We start from the raw sequence: 20,439 nt of genomic DNA, 5'->3' as shown, positions 1-20,439 counted from the left end.
GACTTGTCCCGCAAGATCACCGTGGACGTGAAGGGCGAAATCCTCGAGCTGAAGAACACCATCAACACCATGGTGGATCAGCTCAACGCCTTCGCCGGCGAAGTCACGCGCGTCGCCCGCGAGGTCGGCACCGAGGGCGAGCTCGGCGGCCAGGCCCAGGTGCCCGGTGTGGCCGGCACCTGGAAGGATCTCACCGACACCGTCAACTTCATGGCGGCGAATCTGACCGAGCAGGTCCGCGGCATCGTCAAGGTGGTGACCGCGGTCGCCAACGGCGATCTCAAGCAGAACCTCACCGTGAAATCGAAGGGCGAGGTCGCCGCGCTCGCCGACACCATCAACAACATGACCGAGACGCTCGCAACCTTCGCCGATCAGGTGACGTCGGTGGCGCGCGAAGTCGGCGTCGAAGGCCGCCTCGGTGGCCAGGCCGACGTGCCCGGCGCGGCCGGTACCTGGAAGGACCTCACCGGCAACGTCAATCTTCTGGCGGCCAACCTCACCTCGCAGGTCCGCGCGATCGCGGAGGTCGCGACCGCCGTGACCAAGGGCGACCTGACGCGGTCGATCCAGGTCGATGCCCGCGGCGAAGTCGCGGAGTTGAAGGACAACATCAACACGATGATCACGAACCTCCGTCTGACGACGGACGTGAACACCGAGCAGGACTGGCTGAAGACCAACCTCGCGAAATTCACCAACATGCTGCAGGGCCAGCGCGACCTCGCCACCGTCGGCCGGCTGCTGCTCACCGAGCTGTCGCCGCTGGTGAACGCCCACACCGGCGTGATCTACCAGATCGAGAGCGAGGACAATCCGCAGCTCCTGCTGCTCGCCTCCTACGCCGGCGACGGCATCTATCCCTACCAGCGCGTGCTGCAATTCGGCGAGGGCCTGATCGGCCAATGCGCGCTCGACAGGCGCCCGCGGGTCGTCGCGGACATTCCGACGGACGTGGTGCCGATCAATTCCGCGCTGTTCCGGGTCGCCCCGAAGAACCTCGTCGTGCTGCCGGTTCTGTTCGAAGGCCAGGTCAAGGCGGTGATCGAACTCGCCTCGCTCGCGTCCTTCACGACCTCGCAAATGACGTTCCTGGAGCAGCTCACCGACTCCATCGGCATCGTGCTCAACTCGATCGAGGCGACGATGCAGACCGAAGGCCTGCTCAAGCAGTCGCAGCAGCTCGCCGGCGAGCTTCAGACCCAGCAGCGCGAATTGCAGCAGACCAACGACCAGCTCGAACAGAAGGCGCAGCAGCTCGCGGAGCGCAACGTCGAGGTCGAGCGCAAGAACCAGGAAATCGAGCAGGCCCGTCGCGCGCTCGAGGAAAAGGCGACCGAGCTCGCGCTGACCTCGAAGTACAAGTCCGAATTCCTTGCCAATATGAGCCACGAGCTGCGCACGCCGCTGAACTCGATCCTGATCCTGGGACAGCAGCTCACCGACAATCCGGACGGCAACCTCACGGCAAAGCAGGTCGAGTTCGCCCGCACCATCCACGGCGCCGGCACCGACCTGCTCAACCTCATCAGCGACATCCTCGATCTCTCCAAGATCGAGTCCGGCACGGTGACGGTGGATGCCGAGGAGATCCTGACCGCCAACCTGCTCGAGACCGTCGGGCGGCCGTTCCGGCACGAGGCGGAGAACCGCGGCCTCTCGTTCAAGATCGACGTCGATCCGAACCTCGCGCGCAGCATCGTCACCGACTCCAAGCGCCTGCAGCAGGTTCTGAAGAATCTGCTCTCCAACGCCTTCAAGTTCACCGCCGAAGGCGAAGTGCGCCTGAAGGTCGAGGCCGCCCTCGGCGGCTGGGGAACGGATCACCCGGTGCTGAACTCCGCGCCGGCCGTGATCGCGTTCGAGGTGTCCGATACCGGCATCGGCATTCCCCTGGAGAAGCAGAAGCTGATCTTCGAGGCGTTCCAGCAGGCCGACGCCGGCACCAGCCGCAAATATGGCGGCACCGGTCTTGGCCTTGCCATCAGCCGCGAGCTCGCGAGCCTGCTCGGCGGCGAAATCCATCTGCGCAGCGCGCCGGGCAAGGGCTCGACCTTCACGCTCTATCTGCCGCTGAAATATTCCGGACCGACGCTGGCGCCGCGTGCCGCTCCGGCGCCGCAGCAATACAGCCAGCCGCCGGCGCTGCAGCCGGCCGCGCCGGAGCAGCAGCGCGTCATCGAGCAGCTGCCCGACGACCGTCTCAACCTCGAGCCCGGCGACAGCATCCTCTTGATCGTCGAGGACGATCCGCATTATGCGCGGGTGCTGGTCGATCTCGCACGCGACAAGGGCTTCAAGGTGCTGGTCGCCGCGCGCGGCGCGGAGGCGCTCGAGCTTGCCAAGCAGTACCAGCCGCGCGCGGTCTCGCTCGACGTGTTTCTGCCCGACATGCTCGGCTGGACGGTGCTGAGCCAGCTCAAGCACAATCCGCTGACCCGCCACATCCCCGTGCAGATCATCACGCTGGACGAGGACCGCCAGCATGCGCTGGCGCGCGGCGCCTTCTCCTTCGTCAACAAGCCGACCACGACCGAAGGCGTCGCGGCGGCGCTGACGCAGATCAAGGAATATGCGCGTCCCAGGCGCAAGCGGCTCCTGATCGTCGAGGACAACGAGGCCGAGCAGCTCTCGATCCGCGAGCTGCTGCATCACGATGACATCGAGATCGTGGCAACCGACACCGGCGCCGGAGCACTCTCGATGCTGCGCGAAGCGCCGTGCGATTGCGTGGTCCTCGACCTCCGCCTGCCCGATATGAGCGGCTTCGAGGTGCTGGACCAGATCCGCAATGACGAGGCGCTCTCGAACGTTCCGGTGGTGGTCTTCACCGGCCGCGAGCTTTCGGCGGAGGAGGATGCCGAGCTGCACACCATGGCGCGCAGCATCGTGGTCAAGGGTGTGGAATCGCCGGAACGGCTGCTCGACGAGACCGCGCTGTTCCTGCACCGCGTGATCACGGAACTTCCGGTCGAGAAGCAGCGCATGCTGGAGAAGCTGAACAGTTCCGACGAGGACCTGATCGGCAAGACCGCCCTGCTCGTCGACGACGACGCTCGGAACATCTTTGCGCTATCGAGCGTGTTGGAACGGCGCGGCATGAAGGTGCTGACGGCGACCACCGGCAGCGAAGCCGTGACGCTGGTCGAATCCAATCCGGAAATCGCCATCGTGCTGATGGACATCATGATGCCGCAGATGGATGGCTATCAGACCATCGGGGTGATCCGCGAGAACCCGGCCTTCGCCCGCCTTCCGATCATCGCGCTGACCGCAAAGGCGATGAAAGGCGATCGCGAGAAATGTCTGGAAGCCGGCGCCTCCGACTACCTCGCCAAACCCGTCAACACCGATCAATTGCTGCTTGCGATCCGCATGTGGCTGCACCGCTGAGCTGGATCCGCGAATGGACCACGAAAAGGTCAATATCCTCCTCGTCGACGACCAGCCGGCCAAGCTGCTCGCCTATGAGGTGATCTTGAAGGATCTCGGCGAGAATCTCGTGATCGCCTCGTCGGGGCGCGAGGCGCTGGAGGTGCTGCTCAAGACCGAGATCGCGGTGATCCTGGTCGACGTCTGCATGCCCGAGCTCGACGGCTTCGAGCTGGCGGCGATGATCCGGGAACATCCGCGCTTCCAGAAGACCGCGATGATCTTCATCTCGGCCATTCAAGTGAGCGACATCGACCGGTTGCGCGGCTACGAGATGGGCGCGGTCGACTACGTGCCGGTGCCCGTGGTGCCGGAGGTGCTGCGCGCCAAGATCAAGGTGTTTTCCGAGCTCTATCGCAAGACCCGCGAGCTCGAACGGCTGAATCAGGAACTCGAGGACCGTGTCCGCGCCCGCACGGCGGAACTGGAGAACTCCACCGCCAAGCTGCGCGAGAGCGAGCAGCGTCGCAGCATGGCGATTGCCGCCGGCAAGATGGGGTCCTGGGACTGGGACTGGATCAACGGCGACTGGATGTGGGACGAAGGCCAGTACCGCATCTTCGGCGTGACGCCGGAGACCTTCAACGTCACCTCGGCGAACATCCAGGCGCTGCTGCACCCCGATGACGTCGACCGGTTCGGCCAGGCGATTGCCGCGTTCAATAGCGGGGCGCGCGCCTATGAAGGGGAGTTTCGCGTCAGCCGGCCCGACGGTGAGGTGCGCTGGTGCGTCGGCACGGCGGCCGCGACCGTGGACCAGGCCGGCCGCGTGGTGCGCGTGAGCGGCGTCACCGTGGACATCACCGAACGCAAGCGTGCCGAGGAGCGGCAAAACCTGCTGGCGCGGGAAGTCGATCATCGCGCCAAGAATGCGCTGGCGCTGGCGCAATCGATCGTGCGCCTCACCCGTGCCGACGAGGTCAAGGCCTATGTCAACGCCGTCGAGGGGCGCATCAATGCGCTGGCGCGCGTGCACACGATCCTTTCGCTGTCGAGCTGGCAGGGCGCCGAGCTTTCCAAGCTGATCGACGAGGAGCTTGCACCTTATTCACTCGGCGACCAGATCAAGCTCGCAGGCCCGGAGGTTCAGTTGCTGCCGGCAACCGCCCAGACGCTGGCGCTGGCGCTGCATGAGCTATTCACCAACTCCGCCAAGTATGGCGCGCTCTCGACGCGATCGGGCCGGCTCCTGATTGGCTGGCAGCTCGAGGAAGACCATCTCACCCTGACCTGGGAGGAATCCGGCGGCCCGCTCGTGAGGACGCCGAAGTCTCGCGGTTTCGGTACGCGGAGCCTGCTTGCGAGCGTCGAGTCCCAGCTCGGCGGACGGGCGCAATTCGATTGGCGGGCCGAGGGCCTGTTGTGCCGCCTGGACGTGCCGCTGACCCGCAAGACCCCTGCCTCGGCAACGCAGGGCAAGTTCGACGCCGACACTTCCCCCGAGTTGCAGCGCGCGTCGGGCTAGCCGGACGCGGCGACTTTCGTGCGCAGGATCGAGCGAGGTTCGTCGGGGACGCGCCCTTCGAGCCAGGCTTCCGTTTGTGCGAGATCGCGCAGCGCCATCGCGTAGCGACGCGCGGCGCTTCGCTCCGCACCGTGCGGCAGCTTGCGCGCTTTGCGCAACATGTCCGCGGCCGCATTCCGATAGGCCAGCGAGCGATAGAGATAGACGACCTTACCCATGTCGAGTGTCCCATGTTGATGGCCTTCATCCTCGCAAGCCCGGCATGAACGCTGGATGAAGCGGCGGATGACAATTCCTTCATGCGAATGGAACCCGCGAGCATCGCGCGCGTTGCTTGTGCAATTCGAAGGTCGGTTCCATGCGTGCGAACAAGTCGCCCAAGAAGCCACCGAGCCTGATCTCTCCCACTGGCCTCATCAAGCTCGTGACGCATGCGATGATGGGCGCAGCTCTTGGGCTTGCATTCGGCCTCGCGCTCACTCTGTCCAATCCGGCGGTCGCCAATCTGCTCAATCACGGCGGGAGCCAGGCGATTCTGGTCTTCGCCCTCACCTTGGTGACGACGTTCGCGATCGGCGCGACGCTCACCGGCGCCGTCTTCATCATCGATGAGGACAAGGAATTTTGAAGCGGGCGTGAAACACGCCGGCGACTTTGTCGGGAACTCCTGTGACGAACGGCAGTTGGCTGCCTGCGTCAATTTAACTCAGGGAGTTCCCGCGCATGAAGACGACCAAGCTCGCTCTCGCCGTGATGTTGGCAACCGGCCTCGCCGCTGCCCCGTTTGCCGCGCAGGCCAAGTCGCACAAGCAGAAACATGAATCCTCGACCTCGTCCTCGCAGACGACCGGCGCCAACACGAAAACCAAGAGTCCCGATCCCTCCGGCCAGGGCGGCTCTGGCCCCGGCTCCGATCAGGGCGGCACCATGACCAAGGGCACGAGCACCGCCAAGTAAGCGCAGCCGCTCATCGAAGGCCTCGCAATCGCGGGGCCTTCTCGCCTTGGTATTCGATGCGATTCCCTGGACGCCACATCGCACGCGCTAATCGCATTGCATATCGGCGATGTTCAGTCCGCCTTTCGCAGAATTCATCTTCACGAGATGATCGAGCTGCGCCCGCTTGCGCGTAATCAGGAGCTGGGCCGCGGCGTCGTCGAGCCCCTCCCGCTGCAATTGCCGGATCGCGGAGCCCAGTTCGAGAATCTCGGCGCGCAGCCTCAGGATCCGGTACGTGTCCGGGTCTTCCTCCATGACGCGCTCCCAAAGCTCTCAGCGACGCGCGATCGTCCGCGCGGGATCTGCGACTTTCTTCAGTGGACGAAGCCGTACACGATCGCGGACATCCGGCAGGACATCGCCGCCGCCAGCCGCTCTCCATTCGCCGATCAGCAGGTTGATTTTCCGGCGCAGATCCATCTGCGCCAGGGCCTTTTCCGTGCAGTCGCGCCCCCGGTCGACGAAGTCGCGCACGGATGCCTCGACGTCGGCCATCTCCAACCTCAAGGCGCTGATTTTACGTCGAATTTCATTAATTCGGTTGTCCATGGCTTGTTAGAACAAAATAAGAACATATAGTCAAGTCGCGATTTCAGGATGGAGAGCGGACATGCAGGTTCAGGGTAAATACGACGCCAAGGCTTTTCTCATGGAGCAAATGACTCGGGCCCAAGGCTTGCGGCTGAAGCGGCTGAGCGAAGAAGCGTATCAGCCCGCGCAATATGCGCGGGATCTGTCGTTTGCCGAGGCCGCGCGGCGCATCCAGGTGCTGGAGGCGGAGATCGAGCTGGCGAATTCGTACTAGGCGGCGCCGCACATCCGCAGCTTTGCTTACGCATTTTCGGAACCATGCCTGTGTCGAGTGGTTTGGTCCGGCGAAGGGAGAAAATGCATGGCACGCAAGGCAAAGAAGCGCCGCTACTCGCGCAGCTCCGGCAGCGACGTCGAGAGCGAAATGCGCCGCTACAAGAAAGGCACCGCGAAGAGCGGTCGCGGCGGACGCGTGAAGAGTCGCAAGCAAGCGATCGCGATTGGACTCTCGAAGGCCCGCAAGAAGGGCAAGAAGGTCCCGAAGAAGGCCTCCAAGCGGAAGACGTCCAAGAAGAAGACCGCCAGGAAATCGTCGAAGCGCAAATCCAGCAAGCGGTGACGCTGACACCCGTCAGATCATGCTGCCCGGCATGAAGCACCGGATCGAAATCCCGAACGCCGTCTTCACTGGCCAAACCATGGTGCGTCCCGCCCGATTCGGTTCGGTGATGACGGCTTCATCCGGCACATCCACCCATTGACCGTCGAGGCGCACGCGATAATGCCCGTCGTGCGATTCCCAATCGGGATCCGAGACGGCAAATCCATCGGCATCCGAGCAGCACGGGCCGAGATGGCTGCGCAGACTGTCGAACCACGGCTTGAGCGGTGAATCGGCGTAGCGGCCATCGTCGCGCCCGAGGGCGCTTCCGGCCGCCAGCACGAGCGGCGCCACGAGCAGCGCACGTCTCAGCGAGAGCTTCAATCGATCCATGTCGGCACCGATCAAATGCGAACACCGGCCGGTTCCACGAAAGCAGCCGGACGTTCGGAATTCCCACCCCCTGCAAGTAATATGGACTCAAGTCTGACGAGCGAACGCGGCTTTTTCGGACTAACCCGTCATCAATGCTGCCGTTAACGAGAATGTTATCGTCGGCCTGTGGGTATCTTTCACGCCGGCACGAAAAAGGCGGCCCGCGGGCCGCCTTTTGAATTGACGTTCAAAGCGAGAGACTTAGGCGAGCGGCACCGCGACGAACCGGGTCGCTTCCGCGCCCTTCACCTGAAGCAGCACGCTGTTCTTGCCGGACGATTTTGCCTGCGCCAATTCAGCGCGGACGTCACCGACATTGGCCACAGGCTTGCCGCCGACATTGAGGATGACGTCACCGGTCTGGATGCCGCGCTGTGCTGCCGGCCCTTGCGGATCGACCTCGGTGACGACGACGCCCTTCTGGCCCGCGCCCTGCACCTCGCCGGCCGGTGCCAGGCTGAGCCCGAGGCGCGGCGTGCCCTTGCCCAGCTGCGCCTTGCCCTCGTCGGCTTTACCGTTTCCCTGGGCCTGCCGCTCGTTCGGCAGTTCGCCGAGCGCGAGCGTCACAGTCTTGCTCCCGCCGTTGCGGAAGACGTCGAGCTTCACGGAGCTGCCCGGCGCCAGCGTCGCGATGGTACGGGCGAGATCGCGGGAGTCCTTGATCGCGGTGCCGTTGACGGCGGTGATGACGTCACCCGCCACGATGCCGGCCTTCGCCGCCGGGCTGCCGTCCTGCGGATTGTCGACGATCGCGCCGCGCGCCTCCTTCAGGCCGAGACTGTCGGCGATGTCGGCGGTCACCGGCTGCACCTGCACACCGAGCCAGCCGCGGGTCACAGCACCCTTGTCCTTCAACTGCGCGACGACGAGCTTTGCGGTCGTCGCCGGGATGTCGAAGCCGATGCCGACCGAGCCACCCGACGGGGAGAAGATCGCGGTGTTCACGCCGATCACGTTGCCGTTCATATCGAAGGCCGGGCCGCCGGAATTGCCCTTGTTGATGGGCGCGTCGATCTGGATGAAATCGTCATAGGGCCCGTTGCCGATGTCGCGGCCACTGGCCGAGACGATGCCGGCGGTCACGGTGCCGCCGAGGCCGAAGGGATTGCCGACCGCCACCACCCAGTCGCCGATTCGCGGCTTCTGCTCGGAGAATTTGACGAAGGGGAAGTCCTTCTTGCCGTCGACCTTGATCAGCGCAAGATCGGTCTTCGGATCGGTGCCGACCACCTTGGCCGTGTAGGTCGTGCCGTCGTCCATGGTGACTTGCACGGACTCGGCATGATCGACGACGTGATTGTTGGTCACGGCGTAACCGTCGGCGGAGATGAAGAAGCCGGAGCCTTCGCCCGTGACCATCTGGTGACGCTGGCGCGGCATACCGTTCATGCCGCCTGGGCCGCGGAAGCCGAACTGCCGCGAGAACTGGTCGAACGGCGAGTCCTCGTCCGAATCCATCCGGTTCTGTTGCAGCATCGCATTCTTGTCGTTGTCGCGGTCGATCTTGACCCGCACCGAGATCACGGCGGGTTTGACCTTGGCGACGAGGTCGGCGAAGCCCGGCGGCGTGGCGGCGGTTTCCGCGGCCTGCGCGGGCGCGACGAAGGAGGTCATGCCGAACTGCGAGGAACCGGGAGAGCCGGCCAGCACGGCCACGCCAAGCGCGGCCACGGTGCCGAGCAGCGCAAGCCGGCGCGGTCTCAGGATCTTCCCGGTCGTGGTGGTGTGGGAATTGACGCGATCGTTCATGTCGAAATGTCCATGTTGGGTCAGGTGTCGCCTTGCACCCAACATGGCCGTTGCCACCTTACGGCGTTCCGTCCACGCGATTAAATCTTGGCAAAGGTGGGCGACGGCCGGCCAAGATCGCGCCTGCACATTTGATGCAGCTCAAGGCCGCCCCTCGCCGCAGTGGAAGACTGCCTCCATCAACGATGGTCGATCGGAGGCGCGCCATGTACAAAGACATTCTCGTCCACATCCCGACCGAGCGGCCGATGCGCGCCGCGATCGACGGCTCGATCACGCTCGCGGCGCATCTCAACGCCCACCTCGACGCGGTTGCGGTCGGCTATGTCGCGAGCAGCGCAGCTTACGTCATGGACGGCGGTGCCGCCTTGGCGGCCGTGTTCGAGCTGGAGCGCGAGCGCGCCCTGGAGCGGGCCGAGGCCGCGCTCGAGGTGTTCAAAAGCGAGGCGGCGAACGCCGGAATTTCCTACGACTGCCATCCGCTCGGCGCGATCCCCGCGGATGCAGCCAGCTCGCTCGGCGAGATGGCGCGGCTGCACGACCTCAGCGTCGTGCTCCAGCCCGATCCGGCGCAAGGCTCGTTCGACAACGACGTGCCCGGCGAAATCCTGTTCCAGGCCGGCGGCCCGGTGCTGTTCCTGCCCTACACCTTCCGTGGTGCCTTCAAGGCGAAGCGGATCGGCATTTGCTGGGACGGTAGTCGCGTCGCCGCCCGCGCGATGCGCGACGCAGCGACGTTCCTGGCGCGTGCCGAGGAGATCCTGCTCATCTCGATCAACGAGGCCGACACGGTCCCGAGCGAGGTATCGGCCCGCAATCTGGCGAGGCATCTTGGCCGGCGCGGCCTGTCAACCCACACGGTCGGCCTGTCAGCCGCGCGCTCCGATATTCAGCCGACCATCCTGTCACTGGCGGCCGACGAGAGACTCGATCTGCTGGTGATGGGTGGCTACGGCCATTCGCGGTTGCAGGAGCGCTTTCTCGGCGGCGTCACCCGCGCCATGCTGGAGGCCATGACGGTGCCGACGCTGATGTCGCATTAGCGAAGCCGGCCCGACGCTCTCACGCCGCGACGGGGGCCTCTGCATCCTCGTCGCGTTGCGCATTGCACGCGTCGAAATGCGCCTTCAGCGCGACCTCGGCGAGATATTCGAAATGTTCGGCCTGACCGAGGAGTTCCCAGTTTTGAAGCGGCCTATAGGCGGCCTGCTGACGACAGAGGGACGCCAACGCCCGGTAGCGACGTACGTTCTCCATGAGACCCTCCCTCGCATTCACAGCGCTTATTGTCCTGATTTGCGTCAGGCCGATGGCGTTTGTGCAAAACATTTGCTGCGTGCACCACGCGCCTAACCTCGGTTAACTTTCGAGAATATCCGGCAGGAATTTTAGTTCCAAACGCGCAGAACTCTGACGCCCAACGCGCTAGGCATAGAGGCGGCGCTCCACGATCACACCGACTAGGTCGAGATAGCGCTCGATCAGCTCGGGCCGGCCGACGAGATAGCCCTGCATCTCCTCGCAGGCCTCGCGTGCCAGGAAGTCACGCTGCGCTTCCGTCTCCACGCCTTCGGCGACGACCGGGATATTCAGCGCATGCGCAAGGCTCAGGACCGCGCGGACGATCTCGGCCGATTGCGGCGTCGCCTCGAGATTGGAGATGAAGCTGCGGTCGATCTTGATCTTATCGAACGGAAACGACTGCAGATAGGACAGCGAGGAGTACCCGGTGCCAAAATCGTCCATCGCAATGCGGATGCCGAGTGCCTTCAGCCGCCGCAGCAGGTTGAGCGCGCGGGTGAAATCTCCGATCAGTACGCCCTCGGTGATCTCGACCTCGAGCCGCGTCGGCGAAAGCCCCGTCTCCAGCAGGATCTGGTGGATCGAGCGTTCGAGGTCACCGGCCTGGAACTGGACCGGCGACAAATTGACCGCGACCTGCAACGGCCGTGGCCAGGATGCCGCTTCGCGGCAGGCCTCGCGCAGCACCCATTCGCCGATCTCGATGATCAGCCCGTTATCCTCGGCGAGCGGAATGAACTGGTCCGGCGGCACGAAGCCCCGCGTCGGATGGTCCCAGCGCAGCAGCGCCTCGAAGCCGATGACCTCGCCGTCCATCCGCGCCTGCGGCTGGAAATAGACCAGGAGCTGGTTCTGCTCCAGCGCCTGCCGCAGATCGTGCTGCAACAGCCTGCGGTCGCGCAGCTCCTGGTCCATCTCGGATTCGAAGAAGCAGACCCTGCCCCGCCCTTCGCGCTTGGCGCGGTAGAGCGAGGAATCGGCATTGGCGAGCAGCGTCGCCGCATCCACGCCGTCATCGGGGTAAACGGCGACGCCAACGCTGACACCGACCTGGGAGAGATAGTCGTCGATCTCGAGTTCCTTGCCGATCACCTCGACCAGGCGCTCGGCGAGCGTCAGCACGTCCTCGCGGCGGACGTTGTCGGGCATCAGAATCATGAACTCGTCGCCGCCGATACGGGCGACGAAGGCGCCATCGGCTTCCGCGGCGAGACGATCGGCCGCCGCCCGCATCAGCATGTCTCCGACCGGATGTCCGAAGACGTCGTTGACCTCCCTGAAGCGGTCGAGATCGAGGCTGAGCACGGCAAAACCGGTCGAGGCCTTTTGCGCGCGCTCCAGCCGTTCGTCCAGCGCCGCGTTGAAGGCGCTACGGTTCGGCAGGTCGGTCAGCGCATCATGATATGCCAGGTGGCTGATGCGTTCCCGCGTGGTGACGCGCTCGGTGACGTCCTCGATCACGCCGACCAGATATTGCGGATCGCCGGCACCATCCGTGATCAGCATTTTGCGTGAATTGACGACGCGGTCGTGACCCTTGACGCCAATTTCGAGCAGATGCTCCTCGAGGAACATCGGCATGCCGCTGGCAACGACTCGACGATCCTGCTCGTTGACGATGCGGGCGACGTCGGCCGGAAAGATCTCGTCGGGTGTCCGGCCCAGCATCTGTTCGCGGGGCATGCCATAATATCTCTCGCCGGCGCGGTTGAGCAGGATGTAGCGCGAATCCTTCGCGCATTTCGCGAACACGGCGATCGGGATGTTTTCGACGATAGTATCGAGGAACTCCTGGGTCCGCAGCAGATCTTGTTCGACCTCATCCCGCGTGTGCGCGCGTGCTTCGATCATCCGCTGGCGCTCGCGATCGCTCGCCTCATAGGCTGCACTGACGAGCTCACCCAGCCTCACAATGTCGACCTGCCCGGCCGCATTGGTGGCACAGCGAAGCTGCTCGGCGAACAAGCGATGCATGCTCACGGCATCGCCTCGCGCCGCGCGCGGGCCTCATACCTGCCAATATGCTGGATCCGCATCCCCGCGCTCTCTCGCGTTCCCGGACCGCAGACTGCGACGTACAGCATTGCCCGGACGTTAATCGAGGCCTCGTGTCAAACCCGTTGGTTACCCTGGCCTGAAAGACATGCCCGCTTTATCGCGCTAACTTCGTTGAAAGTGCCACGCCTTGGGACAACCGGCACGTCGAATGTTCCGATGCGTAGATCTTCCGTAATCTACCGGGTGCGGCCTCCATCACTGACGCGCATCCGCTGCGCGGAACTTTCTTGCAAATGCGGAACTCGGCCGACCTCGGCGGCGAGGCGAATCGCTGCGATATTGGCGGCGTAGTCGGCATCACCTTTGCCGCGGAACACGGCGGAACCCGCCACCAGCGTATCGGCGCCCGCTGCGGCCACGGCGGCGGCATTGTCGCGTGTGATGCCGCCATCGACCTCGAGCCGGATCGGCCGGTCGCCGATCATGGCCTTGATCCGTGCGATCTTCGCCAGCTGGGAATCGAGGAAGGACTGGCCGCCGAAGCCCGGATTGACCGTCATCACCAGCACGAGGTCGAGACGATCGAGCACATACTCGATCGTGCTCTCCGGTGTGGAGGGACACAGGCTGACGCCGGCCTTCTTGCCGAGCGCCCGGATCGCCTGGAGCGAGCGGTCGAGATGAGCGCCCGCCTCGGCATGAACTGTAATGACATCGGCCCCGGCCTTCGCGAACGCCTCGAGATAGGGATCGACCGGCGCGATCATGAGATGCACGTCGAAGACCTTCTTCGTCACCGGCCGGATCGCCTTGATCACATCGGCACCGAAACTGATGTTCGGGACGAAATGTCCGTCCATCACGTCGCAATGGATCCAGTCGGCGCCGGCAGCGTCGATCGCGGCGACCTCCTCGCCGAGACGCGCGAAGTCCGCAGCCAGGATCGAGGGGGCAATAAGGATCTCGCTGGTCATGCCTTCACGCTCCTTTCCGCGACCGGACCACCGCTGAAGACGCGGCTTGCGAGGACATCCGCCGGGTCGATGGTTTCGAGATCGGCGACATCGAGCATACGGTTGAGATCGGACACTAGGCGATCGGCCTGCCGCAGGCGGATGCGGTCGACCGCGTTGCGGATCGAGCGGGCGTTGGAGAAGAACGGCTGGGTCCGGCGCAGCGCGATGTATTTCTCGAACGCCTCGCGTGCCGCTGCCGAGAAGCGATAGCCCCGCTCCCTCAGCATCAGCTCGGCGATGACGAGCAGCTCGGCCTCTGCATAATCAGGGAATTCGATATGGTGCGCGATGCGCGAGCGGAAGCCGGGATTGGAGGCGAAGAAGCTCGTCATCCGCTCGCCATAGCCGGCGAGGATCACCACGAGGTCCTCGCGCTGGTTTTCCATCACCTGGAGCAGGATCTCGATGGATTCCTGGCCGTAGTCGCGCTCGTTGTCGGGACGATGCAGATAGTAGGCCTCGTCGATGAACAGCACGCCGCCCATCGCCTTCTTCAGGATCTCCTTCGTCTTCGGCGCGGTGTGGCCGATGTACTGGCCAACGAGATCGTCGCGCGTCACCGAGATCACCTGCCCGCGCCGCACGAAGCCGAGGCCGTGCAGGATCTTGGCCATGCGCAGCGCGACAGTCGTCTTGCCGGTGCCGGGATTGCCCGTGAACGACATGTGCAGCGTCGGCGGCGCGGCGGCGAGGCCGGCGCGCTGCCGGATGCGCTCGATCAGCAGCAGCGAGGCGATCTGGCGTACGCGGCTCTTCACCGGCTTGAGCCCGATCAGCTCCTGCTCGAGTTGTTGCAGCGTATCGGTGATCCCGGCGGCTTCGGCCTCCTTGCGAAGATCGAATTGCGTCTCGCTTTGATCGGTCGTCGTTGCATGGGGGACATCGAGCATCGGCACCTCGAATAAAAGGGCTTCGCCGCGGGGGAGGCGGCGAAGCAGTGGTCCGCCAAGGATACGGAGCAGGGAGCGCTCCGCGCGGAGGGAAAATGGCTACTGAGTGGCGTGGGCAGCCGGCTTCCGCACCGTGGTGTAGCGGATCGCGCGGCCGCCAACTTCCTGCCGCACCAGCTCGAATTCCGCTTCCTGCGGCGGACGGTTGACGAGGAAGGAGATCCGCACCGACTCCCAGCCATGACTGGAATCGAAGCCGCTGATGCGGATGTAGCGGTCGCCATACACCCGGCGGCATTCGGCGAGCTCCATCATCACGCCGGCGGCGTCCTGGAGATCGAACATCGGCAAGCCCCACATCTCCCAATAGGTGTTGCGGGGATGCGGGTCGTCGGTGAACTCAATGTTCACCGCCCAGCCATTAGCGAGGCAATATTGCACCTGCTTGGTGATCTGGTCGTCGGTCAGATCAGGCAGGAACGAGAAGCAGCCCTGGGTCAGTTTCATCTCATAACTCCTCAAACGGTTTCCAGCGCCGTCGGCACGAAGTCCGGCGTGTCGGTGGATTGATAGTTGAAGGTGACGTCCTTCCAGACGTCGAGCGCCGATTTCAGCGGCGTGCAGGTCTGCGCTGCCTTCGCCAGGATCTCCGGACCCTCGTGGACGTAGTCGCGCCCCTCGTTGCGGGCGAGGATCATTGCTTCCAGCGCCACGCGGTTGGCGATCGCACCGGCCGCGATGCCCATCGGATGGCCGATCGTGCCACCGCCGAACTGCAGCACGACGTCCTCGCCCAGGAGATCGAGCAACTGGTGCATCTGGCCGGCATGGATACCGCCGGAAGCGACCGGCATCATCTTGTTCAGGCTAGCCCAGGACTGGTCGAAGAAGATGCCATGCTCGAGCTTGGTCGGGTTGAACTCCTCGCGACACACATCGTAGTAGCCGCGCGTGGTGTTGGGATCGCCTTCGAGCTTTCCGACCACCGTGCCGGCATGGATGTGGTCGACACCGGCGAGCCGCATCCATTTGGCGATGACGCGGAACGACACGCCGTGGCTCTTCTGCCGCGTGTAGGTCGAGTGACCGGCGCGATGCAGATGCAGGATCATGTCGTTGCGCCTCGCCCATTTGGCCATCGACTGGATCGCGGTGTAGCCGATCACGAGGTCGATCATGACGATGCACGATCCGAGCTCCTTGGCGAACTCCGCGCGCTCGTACATGTCCTCCATCGTCCCCGCGGTGACGTTCAGGTAGGTGCCCTTCACCTCGCCGGAGGCCGCCTGCGCGCGGTTCACCGCCTCCATGCAATAGAGGAAGCGATCGCGCCAATGCATGAAGGGCTGCGAGTTGATGTTCTCGTCGTCCTTGGTGAAGTCGAGCCCGCCCTTCAGCGCCTCGTAGACCACGCGGCCGTAGTTGCGGCCGGACAGGCCGAGCTTCGGCTTCACCGTTGCGCCCAGCAGCGGCCGGCCGAACTTGTCGAGCCGCTCGCGCTCGACCACGATGCCCGTCGCCGGTCCCTGGAACGTCTTCACATAGGCGACGGGGAAGCGCATGTCCTCGAGCCGCAGGGCCTTGAGCGGCTTGAAGCCGAACACGTTGCCGATGATCGAGGCCGAGAGGTTCGCGATCGAGCCGGGCTCGAACAGGTCGAGATCGTAGGCGATGTAGGCGAAATACGAGCCTGGCGTGCCGGGCACCGGATCGACGCGATAGCACTTGGCGCGGTACTTCTCCGCAGCGGTCAAGCGGTCGGTCCAAACGACGGTCCAGGTCGCAGTCGAGGATTCGCCGGCAACAGCAGCCGACGCCTCGATCGGATCGACGCCGTCCTGCGGCGTGACGCGGAATAGCGCGATGACGTCGGTGTCCTTCGGCGTGTATTCGGGCTCCCAATAGCCCATGCGCGCGTATTCCATCGTGCCCGATCGATAGCGCTCCTTGCCGCGGATCGTTCCAGCATGTGCATTCATGGCTCTCTCCTGCTCTTCTCTCTCTGAATGATTAGGCGGCGACCGGCTCGCGGGCGCCGATGCGTGGATCGAGCTCGCCGGCGCGATAGCGCCGTGCCATCTCGCTCATCGGGACCACCTTGATCCTGCTGGCATGGCCCGCGGTGCCGAACTGCTCGAACCGCTCGCGGCAAAGCTCGCGCATCGCGTCCATCGCCGGCTTGAGGAATTTGCGCGGATCGAACTCGGAGCGTGCTTGCGCGGCGACTTTCCGGAACACCGCGGTCATCGCGAGGCGGCAGTCGGTGTCGATATTGACCTTGCGCACGCCACTCTTGATGCCCCGGACAATTTCCTCGACCGGCACGCCCCAGGTCTGCGGCATCTCGCCACCGAACTGGTTGAACATGTCCTGGAGCGGCTGCGGCACCGAGGAGGAGCCGTGCATGACCAGGTGCGTGTTCGGCAGCCGGCGGTGGATCTCCTCGACCACCCGCATTGCCAGGATGTCGCCGTCAGGCTTGCGGCTGAACTTGTAGGCGCCGTGCGAGGTGCCCATCGCAATCGCCAGCGCATCCACTTTCGTGGCGCGGACGAAATCGACGGCCTGATCAGGATCAGTCAGCAACTGGTCGTGGCTGACCTTGCCCTCGACGCCATGGCCGTCCTCCTGCTCGCCGCCGCCATGCTCGAGCGAGCCGAGCACGCCAAGCTCGCCTTCGACGGAGGCACCGACCCAATGGGCGAGATCGACGACGCGACGCGTGATCGCGACGTTGTAGTCGTAGTCGGCCGCCGTCTTGGCATCAGCCTTGAGCGAGCCGTCCATCATCACCGAAGTGAACCCGTGGGCGATGGCGGAGGCGCAGGTCGCCTCGTCATTGCCGTGGTCCTGGTGCATGCAGAGCGGAATGTCCGGATAGGTCCGCTCCAGCGCGTCGATCATGTGCGAAAGCATGAGATCGCCGGCATAGCTGCGCGCGCCGCGCGAGGCCTGGATGATGACGGGCGCGTCGACCTCGGCCGCCGCCTGCATGATCGCGATGCCCTGCTCCATGTTGTTGATGTTGAACGCCGGCACGGCGTAGCCGTGGCTTGCGGCGTGGTCGAGCAGTTGGCGAAGGGTGATACGGGCCAAGGGTCGTCCTCCTTATTGGCTCTTGCGGGCGATCGCCCGGCGGGCCGCTTCCGCAATGCTTTGCGGCGTGATGCCGAATTCGCGATACAGCACCGGCGCCGGCGCCGAGGCGCCGAAACCGCGCATGCCGACGAATTCACCGTCGGTGCCGATCCAGCGATGCCAATCGCCAACGACGGCCGCCTCGATGCCGACGCGCGGCGCGGTGCCGAGCACACAGGCGCGGTAATCCTCCGGCTGCTCTTCGAACAGCGCGAAGCAGGGCGCGGAGACCACGGCCGCGCGGACGTGCTCGGTCGCAAGCAGGCGGGCGGCTTCCAGGGCGATCGACACTTCCGAGCCGGTCGCTATCAGCGTCACGTCGCGGCCGCCGTCGGGCGAGACGACGAGATAGGCGCCGCGTGCGACGCGGTTCCTGCCGCGGACGTCGCTGCGGAAGGTCGGCAGCGCCTGCCGTGACAGGCACAGCACCGAGGGGCGATCCTCCGCTTCGAGCGCGCAATCCCATGCTTCCAGCGTTTCGACTGCGTCGGCCGGGCGAAACACAAGCAGGTTCGGAATGACGCGCAGTGCCGCGAGATGCTCGACCGGCTGGTGCGTCGGGCCGTCCTCGCCGAGACCGATGGAGTCGTGCGTCATCACATGGATGACGCGCAGCCGCATCAGGGCCGCAAGACGGATTGCGGGCCGGCTGTAATCGGAGAACGCCAGGAACGTGCCGCCGTAGGGGATGAAGCCGCCATGCAGAGCGAGGCCGTTCATCGCGGCGGCCATGCCGTGCTCGCGAATGCCATAGTGGATGTAGTTGCCGGCGAATGCACCACTCTTGACCGGCGCCTGCGCCTTCGCATGCGTCAGGTTGGAATGGGTCAGGTCCGCGGAGCCGCCGACCAGGCCGGGGATCGTTCCGGCGATGCCGTCGAGCACCTGTTGCGAGGCCTGCCGCGTCGCAAGCTTGGGCCGCTCGCTGGCAAAGCGTTCGCGCAATTTCGCCGCAGCCAGCGCATACGCGGCCGGCAGAGCCACGGCCTTGCCCTCGACGAACAGGTCGCGCTGCTCCGGCGTCGCGTCTTCGTAGCGATCGAGCCAGGCGAGCCGATCGACCTGCCCGCGCTGCCCGATCATGCGCCACGCCTTCTGGATCGTGACAGGCACCACGAACGGCTGATAGTCCCAACCGAGCGTCCGACGTGCCGCCGCCGTCTGCTCGGTGCCGAGCGGCGCGCCATGCGCCTTCTCGGTGCCTTGTCTATCAGGCGCGCCGTAGCCGATGATGGTGCGGCAGGCGATCAGCGACGGCTTTGCGGTCTCCCGCTCCTCCGCGATCGCCTGCGCAACGGCTTCGGGATCGTGTCCGTCGACGCGGCGCACCGACCAGCCGGAGGCAGCGAAACGCGCGAGCTGGTCGTCCGACGTTGCGAGCGAGGTGGGACCGTCGATGGAGATGCCGTTATCGTCGAACAGCACGATCAGGCGGCCGAGCCCGAGATGGCCGGCGAGCGAGATCGCCTCCTGGCTGATGCCCTCCATCAGGCAGCCATCACCCGCGATGACATAGGTGAAGTGATCGACGAGGCCATCGCCATGCCGCGCGTTGCCCATGCGCTCGGCGAGCGCCATGCCGACCGCGGTCGCAATGCCCTGCCCCAGCGGGCCCGTCGTGGTCTCGACACCAGGCGTGTGACCATATTCGGGATGGCCCGGCGTCTTCGAGCCCCACTGCCTGAAGGCCTTGATGTCATCGAGGCTGACATCGCCGCCGGTGAGGTGCAGCAGCGCATAGAGCAGCATCGAGCCGTGCCCCGCCGACAGCACGAAGCGGTCGCGGTCCGGCCAGTTCGGATGCGCGGAGTCGAATTTCAGGAAGCGCGAGAACAGCACGGTTGCGACATCGGCCATGCCCATGGGCAGGCCGGGATGACCGGACTGCGAGGTCTCGATGGCATCGACCGCGAGGAAGCGGACGGCATTGGCGAGATCGTGATGCGTGACCGCCGTGAGGTCGGCTTCGGCGTGGACGGAGATGTTCATCGGATTCTCTCCCTGTTCACTTCAGGCTGCGCTTGCGCTCGATGAGCTGCATGATCAGCGGCGTCAGGATCAGCTGCATCGCCAGATCAAGCTTCGCGCCGGGACACACGATCGAGTTCGCGCGCGACATCCAGCTCTGCGGCAGCATCGAGAGCAGATAGGGGAAGTCGATGCCGCGCGGGTTCTTGAAGCGGATCACGACCATCGATTCGTCCGGCGTCGGGATCCAGCGCGCGATGAAGGGATTCGACGTATCCACCGTCGGAACGCGCTGGAAGTTGATGTCGGTCTCGGTGAATTGCGGGCAGATGTAGTGGATGTAATCCGGCATCCGCCGCAGGATGGTGTCGGTCACGGCCTCGGTCGAATAGCCGCGCGCGCTGCGGTCGCGGTGCAGCTTCTGGATCCATTCGAGATTGATGACGGGCACGACGCCGATCTTGAGGTCGGCATAGCGCGCGACGTTGACCTTGTCGGTGACGACGGCGCCGTGCAGGCCCTCGTAGAACAGCAGGTCGGAGTTCTCCGGCAGCTGCTTCCACTCGGTGAAGGTGCCGGGCGCCGCGCCATGCAGCGCCGATTCCTCGGCGTCATGGACGTAGTGCCGCGTCACCGCGGTGCCGGTCTCGCCATAGTCGCGGAAGGCACGTTCCAGCTCCTCGAACAAATTGGTCTCGGGGCTGAAATGGCTGAAGTGCTTGTTGCCGCGCTCGGCCTCCTTGGCCATCTGCGTGCGCATCTCGGCGCGGTCGTAGCGATGGAAGGCATCGCCTTCGATGTAGGCGGCGTTGACCTTCTCGCGGAAGAAGATCTGCTCGAACGTCTTCTTCACCGAGGTGGTGCCGGCGCCGGAGGAGCCGGTGATGGAGATGATCGGGTGCTTCCTGGACATGG

The 20,439-nt window shown here is 64.7% G+C and carries 21 protein-coding genes; 7 read left to right on the top strand and 14 right to left on the bottom strand.

The window, feature by feature from the left end; all coding sequences use genetic code 11:
• Together JQ603_RS36530 and JQ603_RS36525 are read left to right on the top strand one after the other, a co-directional pair.
• Positions 1 to 3,393, top strand: a 3,393-nt coding sequence (locus JQ603_RS36530) for a response regulator (RefSeq protein ID WP_212347987.1), incomplete at its 5' end; no start/stop codon positions are given.
• 13 nt (positions 3,394 to 3,406) lie between these two features.
• A complete protein-coding gene (locus tag JQ603_RS36525; RefSeq protein ID WP_212347984.1) occupies positions 3,407 to 4,897 on the top strand; it encodes an HWE histidine kinase domain-containing protein in 1,491 nt (496 codons plus the stop codon).
• Here JQ603_RS36525 and JQ603_RS36520 read toward each other — a convergent pair.
• Entirely contained in the window at positions 4,894 to 5,115 is a 222-nt protein-coding gene (locus JQ603_RS36520) for a hypothetical protein (protein WP_212347981.1), read from the bottom strand. The two genes, JQ603_RS36525 and JQ603_RS36520, sit on opposite strands and share 4 nt — an antisense overlap.
• A gap of 140 nt (positions 5,116 to 5,255) precedes the next feature.
• On the opposite strand from JQ603_RS36520, the gene JQ603_RS36515 reads away from it, so the two are divergent.
• Both JQ603_RS36515 and JQ603_RS36510 read left to right on the top strand, forming a co-directional pair.
• The gene (locus JQ603_RS36515; RefSeq protein ID WP_212347979.1) at positions 5,256 to 5,525 is read left to right on the top strand and encodes a hypothetical protein; all 270 of its coding nucleotides are present in this window, start codon (positions 5,256 to 5,258) and stop codon (positions 5,523 to 5,525) included.
• A gap of 95 nt (positions 5,526 to 5,620) precedes the next feature.
• The gene (locus JQ603_RS36510; RefSeq protein ID WP_212347976.1) at positions 5,621 to 5,854 is read left to right on the top strand and encodes a hypothetical protein; all 234 of its coding nucleotides are present in this window, start codon (positions 5,621 to 5,623) and stop codon (positions 5,852 to 5,854) included.
• An 87-nt stretch (positions 5,855 to 5,941) separates the two neighbouring features.
• On the opposite strand, the gene JQ603_RS36505 is transcribed toward JQ603_RS36510, so the two are convergent.
• Positions 5,942 to 6,151 carry a hypothetical protein gene (locus JQ603_RS36505; RefSeq protein WP_212347973.1) on the bottom strand — a complete coding sequence of 70 codons (210 nt, stop codon included), beginning with the start codon at positions 6,149 to 6,151 and terminating at the stop codon, positions 5,942 to 5,944.
• Between the two features lie 18 nt (positions 6,152 to 6,169).
• Complete coding sequence (locus JQ603_RS36500; protein WP_212347970.1) at positions 6,170 to 6,391, bottom strand: hypothetical protein; 222 nt, start codon at positions 6,389 to 6,391, stop codon at positions 6,170 to 6,172.
• A 115-nt stretch (positions 6,392 to 6,506) separates the two neighbouring features.
• Here JQ603_RS36500 and JQ603_RS36495 point away from each other — a divergent pair, with 115 nt between their 5' ends.
• Both JQ603_RS36495 and JQ603_RS36490 read left to right on the top strand, forming a co-directional pair.
• Positions 6,507 to 6,701, top strand: a complete 195-nt coding sequence (locus JQ603_RS36495) for a DUF3072 domain-containing protein (protein WP_212347967.1) — start codon at positions 6,507 to 6,509, stop codon at positions 6,699 to 6,701.
• 87 nt (positions 6,702 to 6,788) lie between these two features.
• Positions 6,789 to 7,046 carry a DUF6496 domain-containing protein gene (locus JQ603_RS36490; protein WP_212347964.1) on the top strand — a complete coding sequence of 86 codons (258 nt, stop codon included), beginning with the start codon at positions 6,789 to 6,791 and terminating at the stop codon, positions 7,044 to 7,046.
• Between the two features lie 12 nt (positions 7,047 to 7,058).
• Here JQ603_RS36490 and JQ603_RS36485 read toward each other — a convergent pair whose 3' ends face one another.
• Together JQ603_RS36485 and JQ603_RS36480 are read right to left on the bottom strand one after the other, a co-directional pair.
• Complete coding sequence (locus tag JQ603_RS36485; RefSeq protein WP_212348012.1) at positions 7,059 to 7,421, bottom strand: hypothetical protein; 363 nt, start codon at positions 7,419 to 7,421, stop codon at positions 7,059 to 7,061.
• A gap of 243 nt (positions 7,422 to 7,664) precedes the next feature.
• Positions 7,665 to 9,212, bottom strand: coding sequence for a Do family serine endopeptidase (locus JQ603_RS36480; RefSeq protein WP_212347961.1), 1,548 nt, complete (start codon positions 9,210 to 9,212; stop codon positions 7,665 to 7,667).
• Between the two features lie 206 nt (positions 9,213 to 9,418).
• Here JQ603_RS36480 and JQ603_RS36475 point away from each other — a divergent pair, with 206 nt between their 5' ends.
• Complete coding sequence (locus JQ603_RS36475) at positions 9,419 to 10,255, top strand: universal stress protein (protein ID WP_212347958.1); 837 nt, start codon at positions 9,419 to 9,421, stop codon at positions 10,253 to 10,255.
• Positions 10,256 to 10,274: 19 nt separating this feature from the next.
• Here the strand turns inward: JQ603_RS36475 and JQ603_RS36470 are convergent, their stop codons facing one another.
• The 9 genes from JQ603_RS36470 to JQ603_RS36430 all read right to left on the bottom strand — a co-directional run bounded on the left by JQ603_RS36470 (position 10,275) and on the right by JQ603_RS36430 (position 20,437).
• Positions 10,275 to 10,469: a hypothetical protein gene (locus JQ603_RS36470; protein WP_018648730.1), complete on the bottom strand. Its 195-nt coding sequence runs from the start codon at positions 10,467 to 10,469 to the stop codon at positions 10,275 to 10,277.
• Positions 10,470 to 10,637: 168 nt separating this feature from the next.
• Entirely contained in the window at positions 10,638 to 12,488 is a 1,851-nt protein-coding gene (locus JQ603_RS36465) for a putative bifunctional diguanylate cyclase/phosphodiesterase (protein ID WP_245004104.1), read from the bottom strand.
• A 260-nt stretch (positions 12,489 to 12,748) separates the two neighbouring features.
• A complete protein-coding gene (rpe, locus tag JQ603_RS36460) occupies positions 12,749 to 13,486 on the bottom strand; it encodes a ribulose-phosphate 3-epimerase (protein WP_212347953.1) in 738 nt (245 codons plus the stop codon).
• A complete protein-coding gene (gene cbbX, locus JQ603_RS36455) occupies positions 13,483 to 14,418 on the bottom strand; it encodes a CbbX protein (protein WP_212347949.1) in 936 nt (311 codons plus the stop codon). The genes rpe and cbbX overlap by 4 nt, the downstream gene beginning before the upstream one ends.
• 99 nt (positions 14,419 to 14,517) lie before the next feature.
• A complete protein-coding gene (locus JQ603_RS36450; RefSeq protein WP_212347946.1) occupies positions 14,518 to 14,925 on the bottom strand; it encodes a ribulose bisphosphate carboxylase small subunit in 408 nt (135 codons plus the stop codon).
• An 11-nt stretch (positions 14,926 to 14,936) separates the two neighbouring features.
• Entirely contained in the window at positions 14,937 to 16,397 is a 1,461-nt protein-coding gene (locus JQ603_RS36445; RefSeq protein ID WP_212347943.1) for a form I ribulose bisphosphate carboxylase large subunit, read from the bottom strand.
• Positions 16,398 to 16,428: 31 nt separating this feature from the next.
• On the bottom strand, positions 16,429 to 17,514 hold the full coding sequence (gene fba / locus JQ603_RS36440) for a class II fructose-bisphosphate aldolase (RefSeq protein ID WP_212347940.1): 1,086 nt from the start codon (positions 17,512 to 17,514) through the stop codon (positions 16,429 to 16,431).
• Positions 17,515 to 17,526: 12 nt separating this feature from the next.
• On the bottom strand, positions 17,527 to 19,545 hold the full coding sequence (gene tkt / locus JQ603_RS36435) for a transketolase (protein WP_212347937.1): 2,019 nt from the start codon (positions 19,543 to 19,545) through the stop codon (positions 17,527 to 17,529).
• 16 nt (positions 19,546 to 19,561) lie between these two features.
• Positions 19,562 to 20,437: a phosphoribulokinase gene (locus JQ603_RS36430; protein WP_212347934.1), complete on the bottom strand. Its 876-nt coding sequence runs from the start codon at positions 20,435 to 20,437 to the stop codon at positions 19,562 to 19,564.
• Between the last annotated feature and the right edge of the window lie 2 nt (positions 20,438 to 20,439).

Source organism: Bradyrhizobium liaoningense (assembly GCF_018130825.1).
Classification (GTDB): domain Bacteria; phylum Pseudomonadota; class Alphaproteobacteria; order Rhizobiales; family Xanthobacteraceae; genus Bradyrhizobium; species Bradyrhizobium liaoningense_B.
Note: the sequence above shows the minus strand (reverse complement) of the source record. Positions and strands in the feature narration are given on the sequence as shown.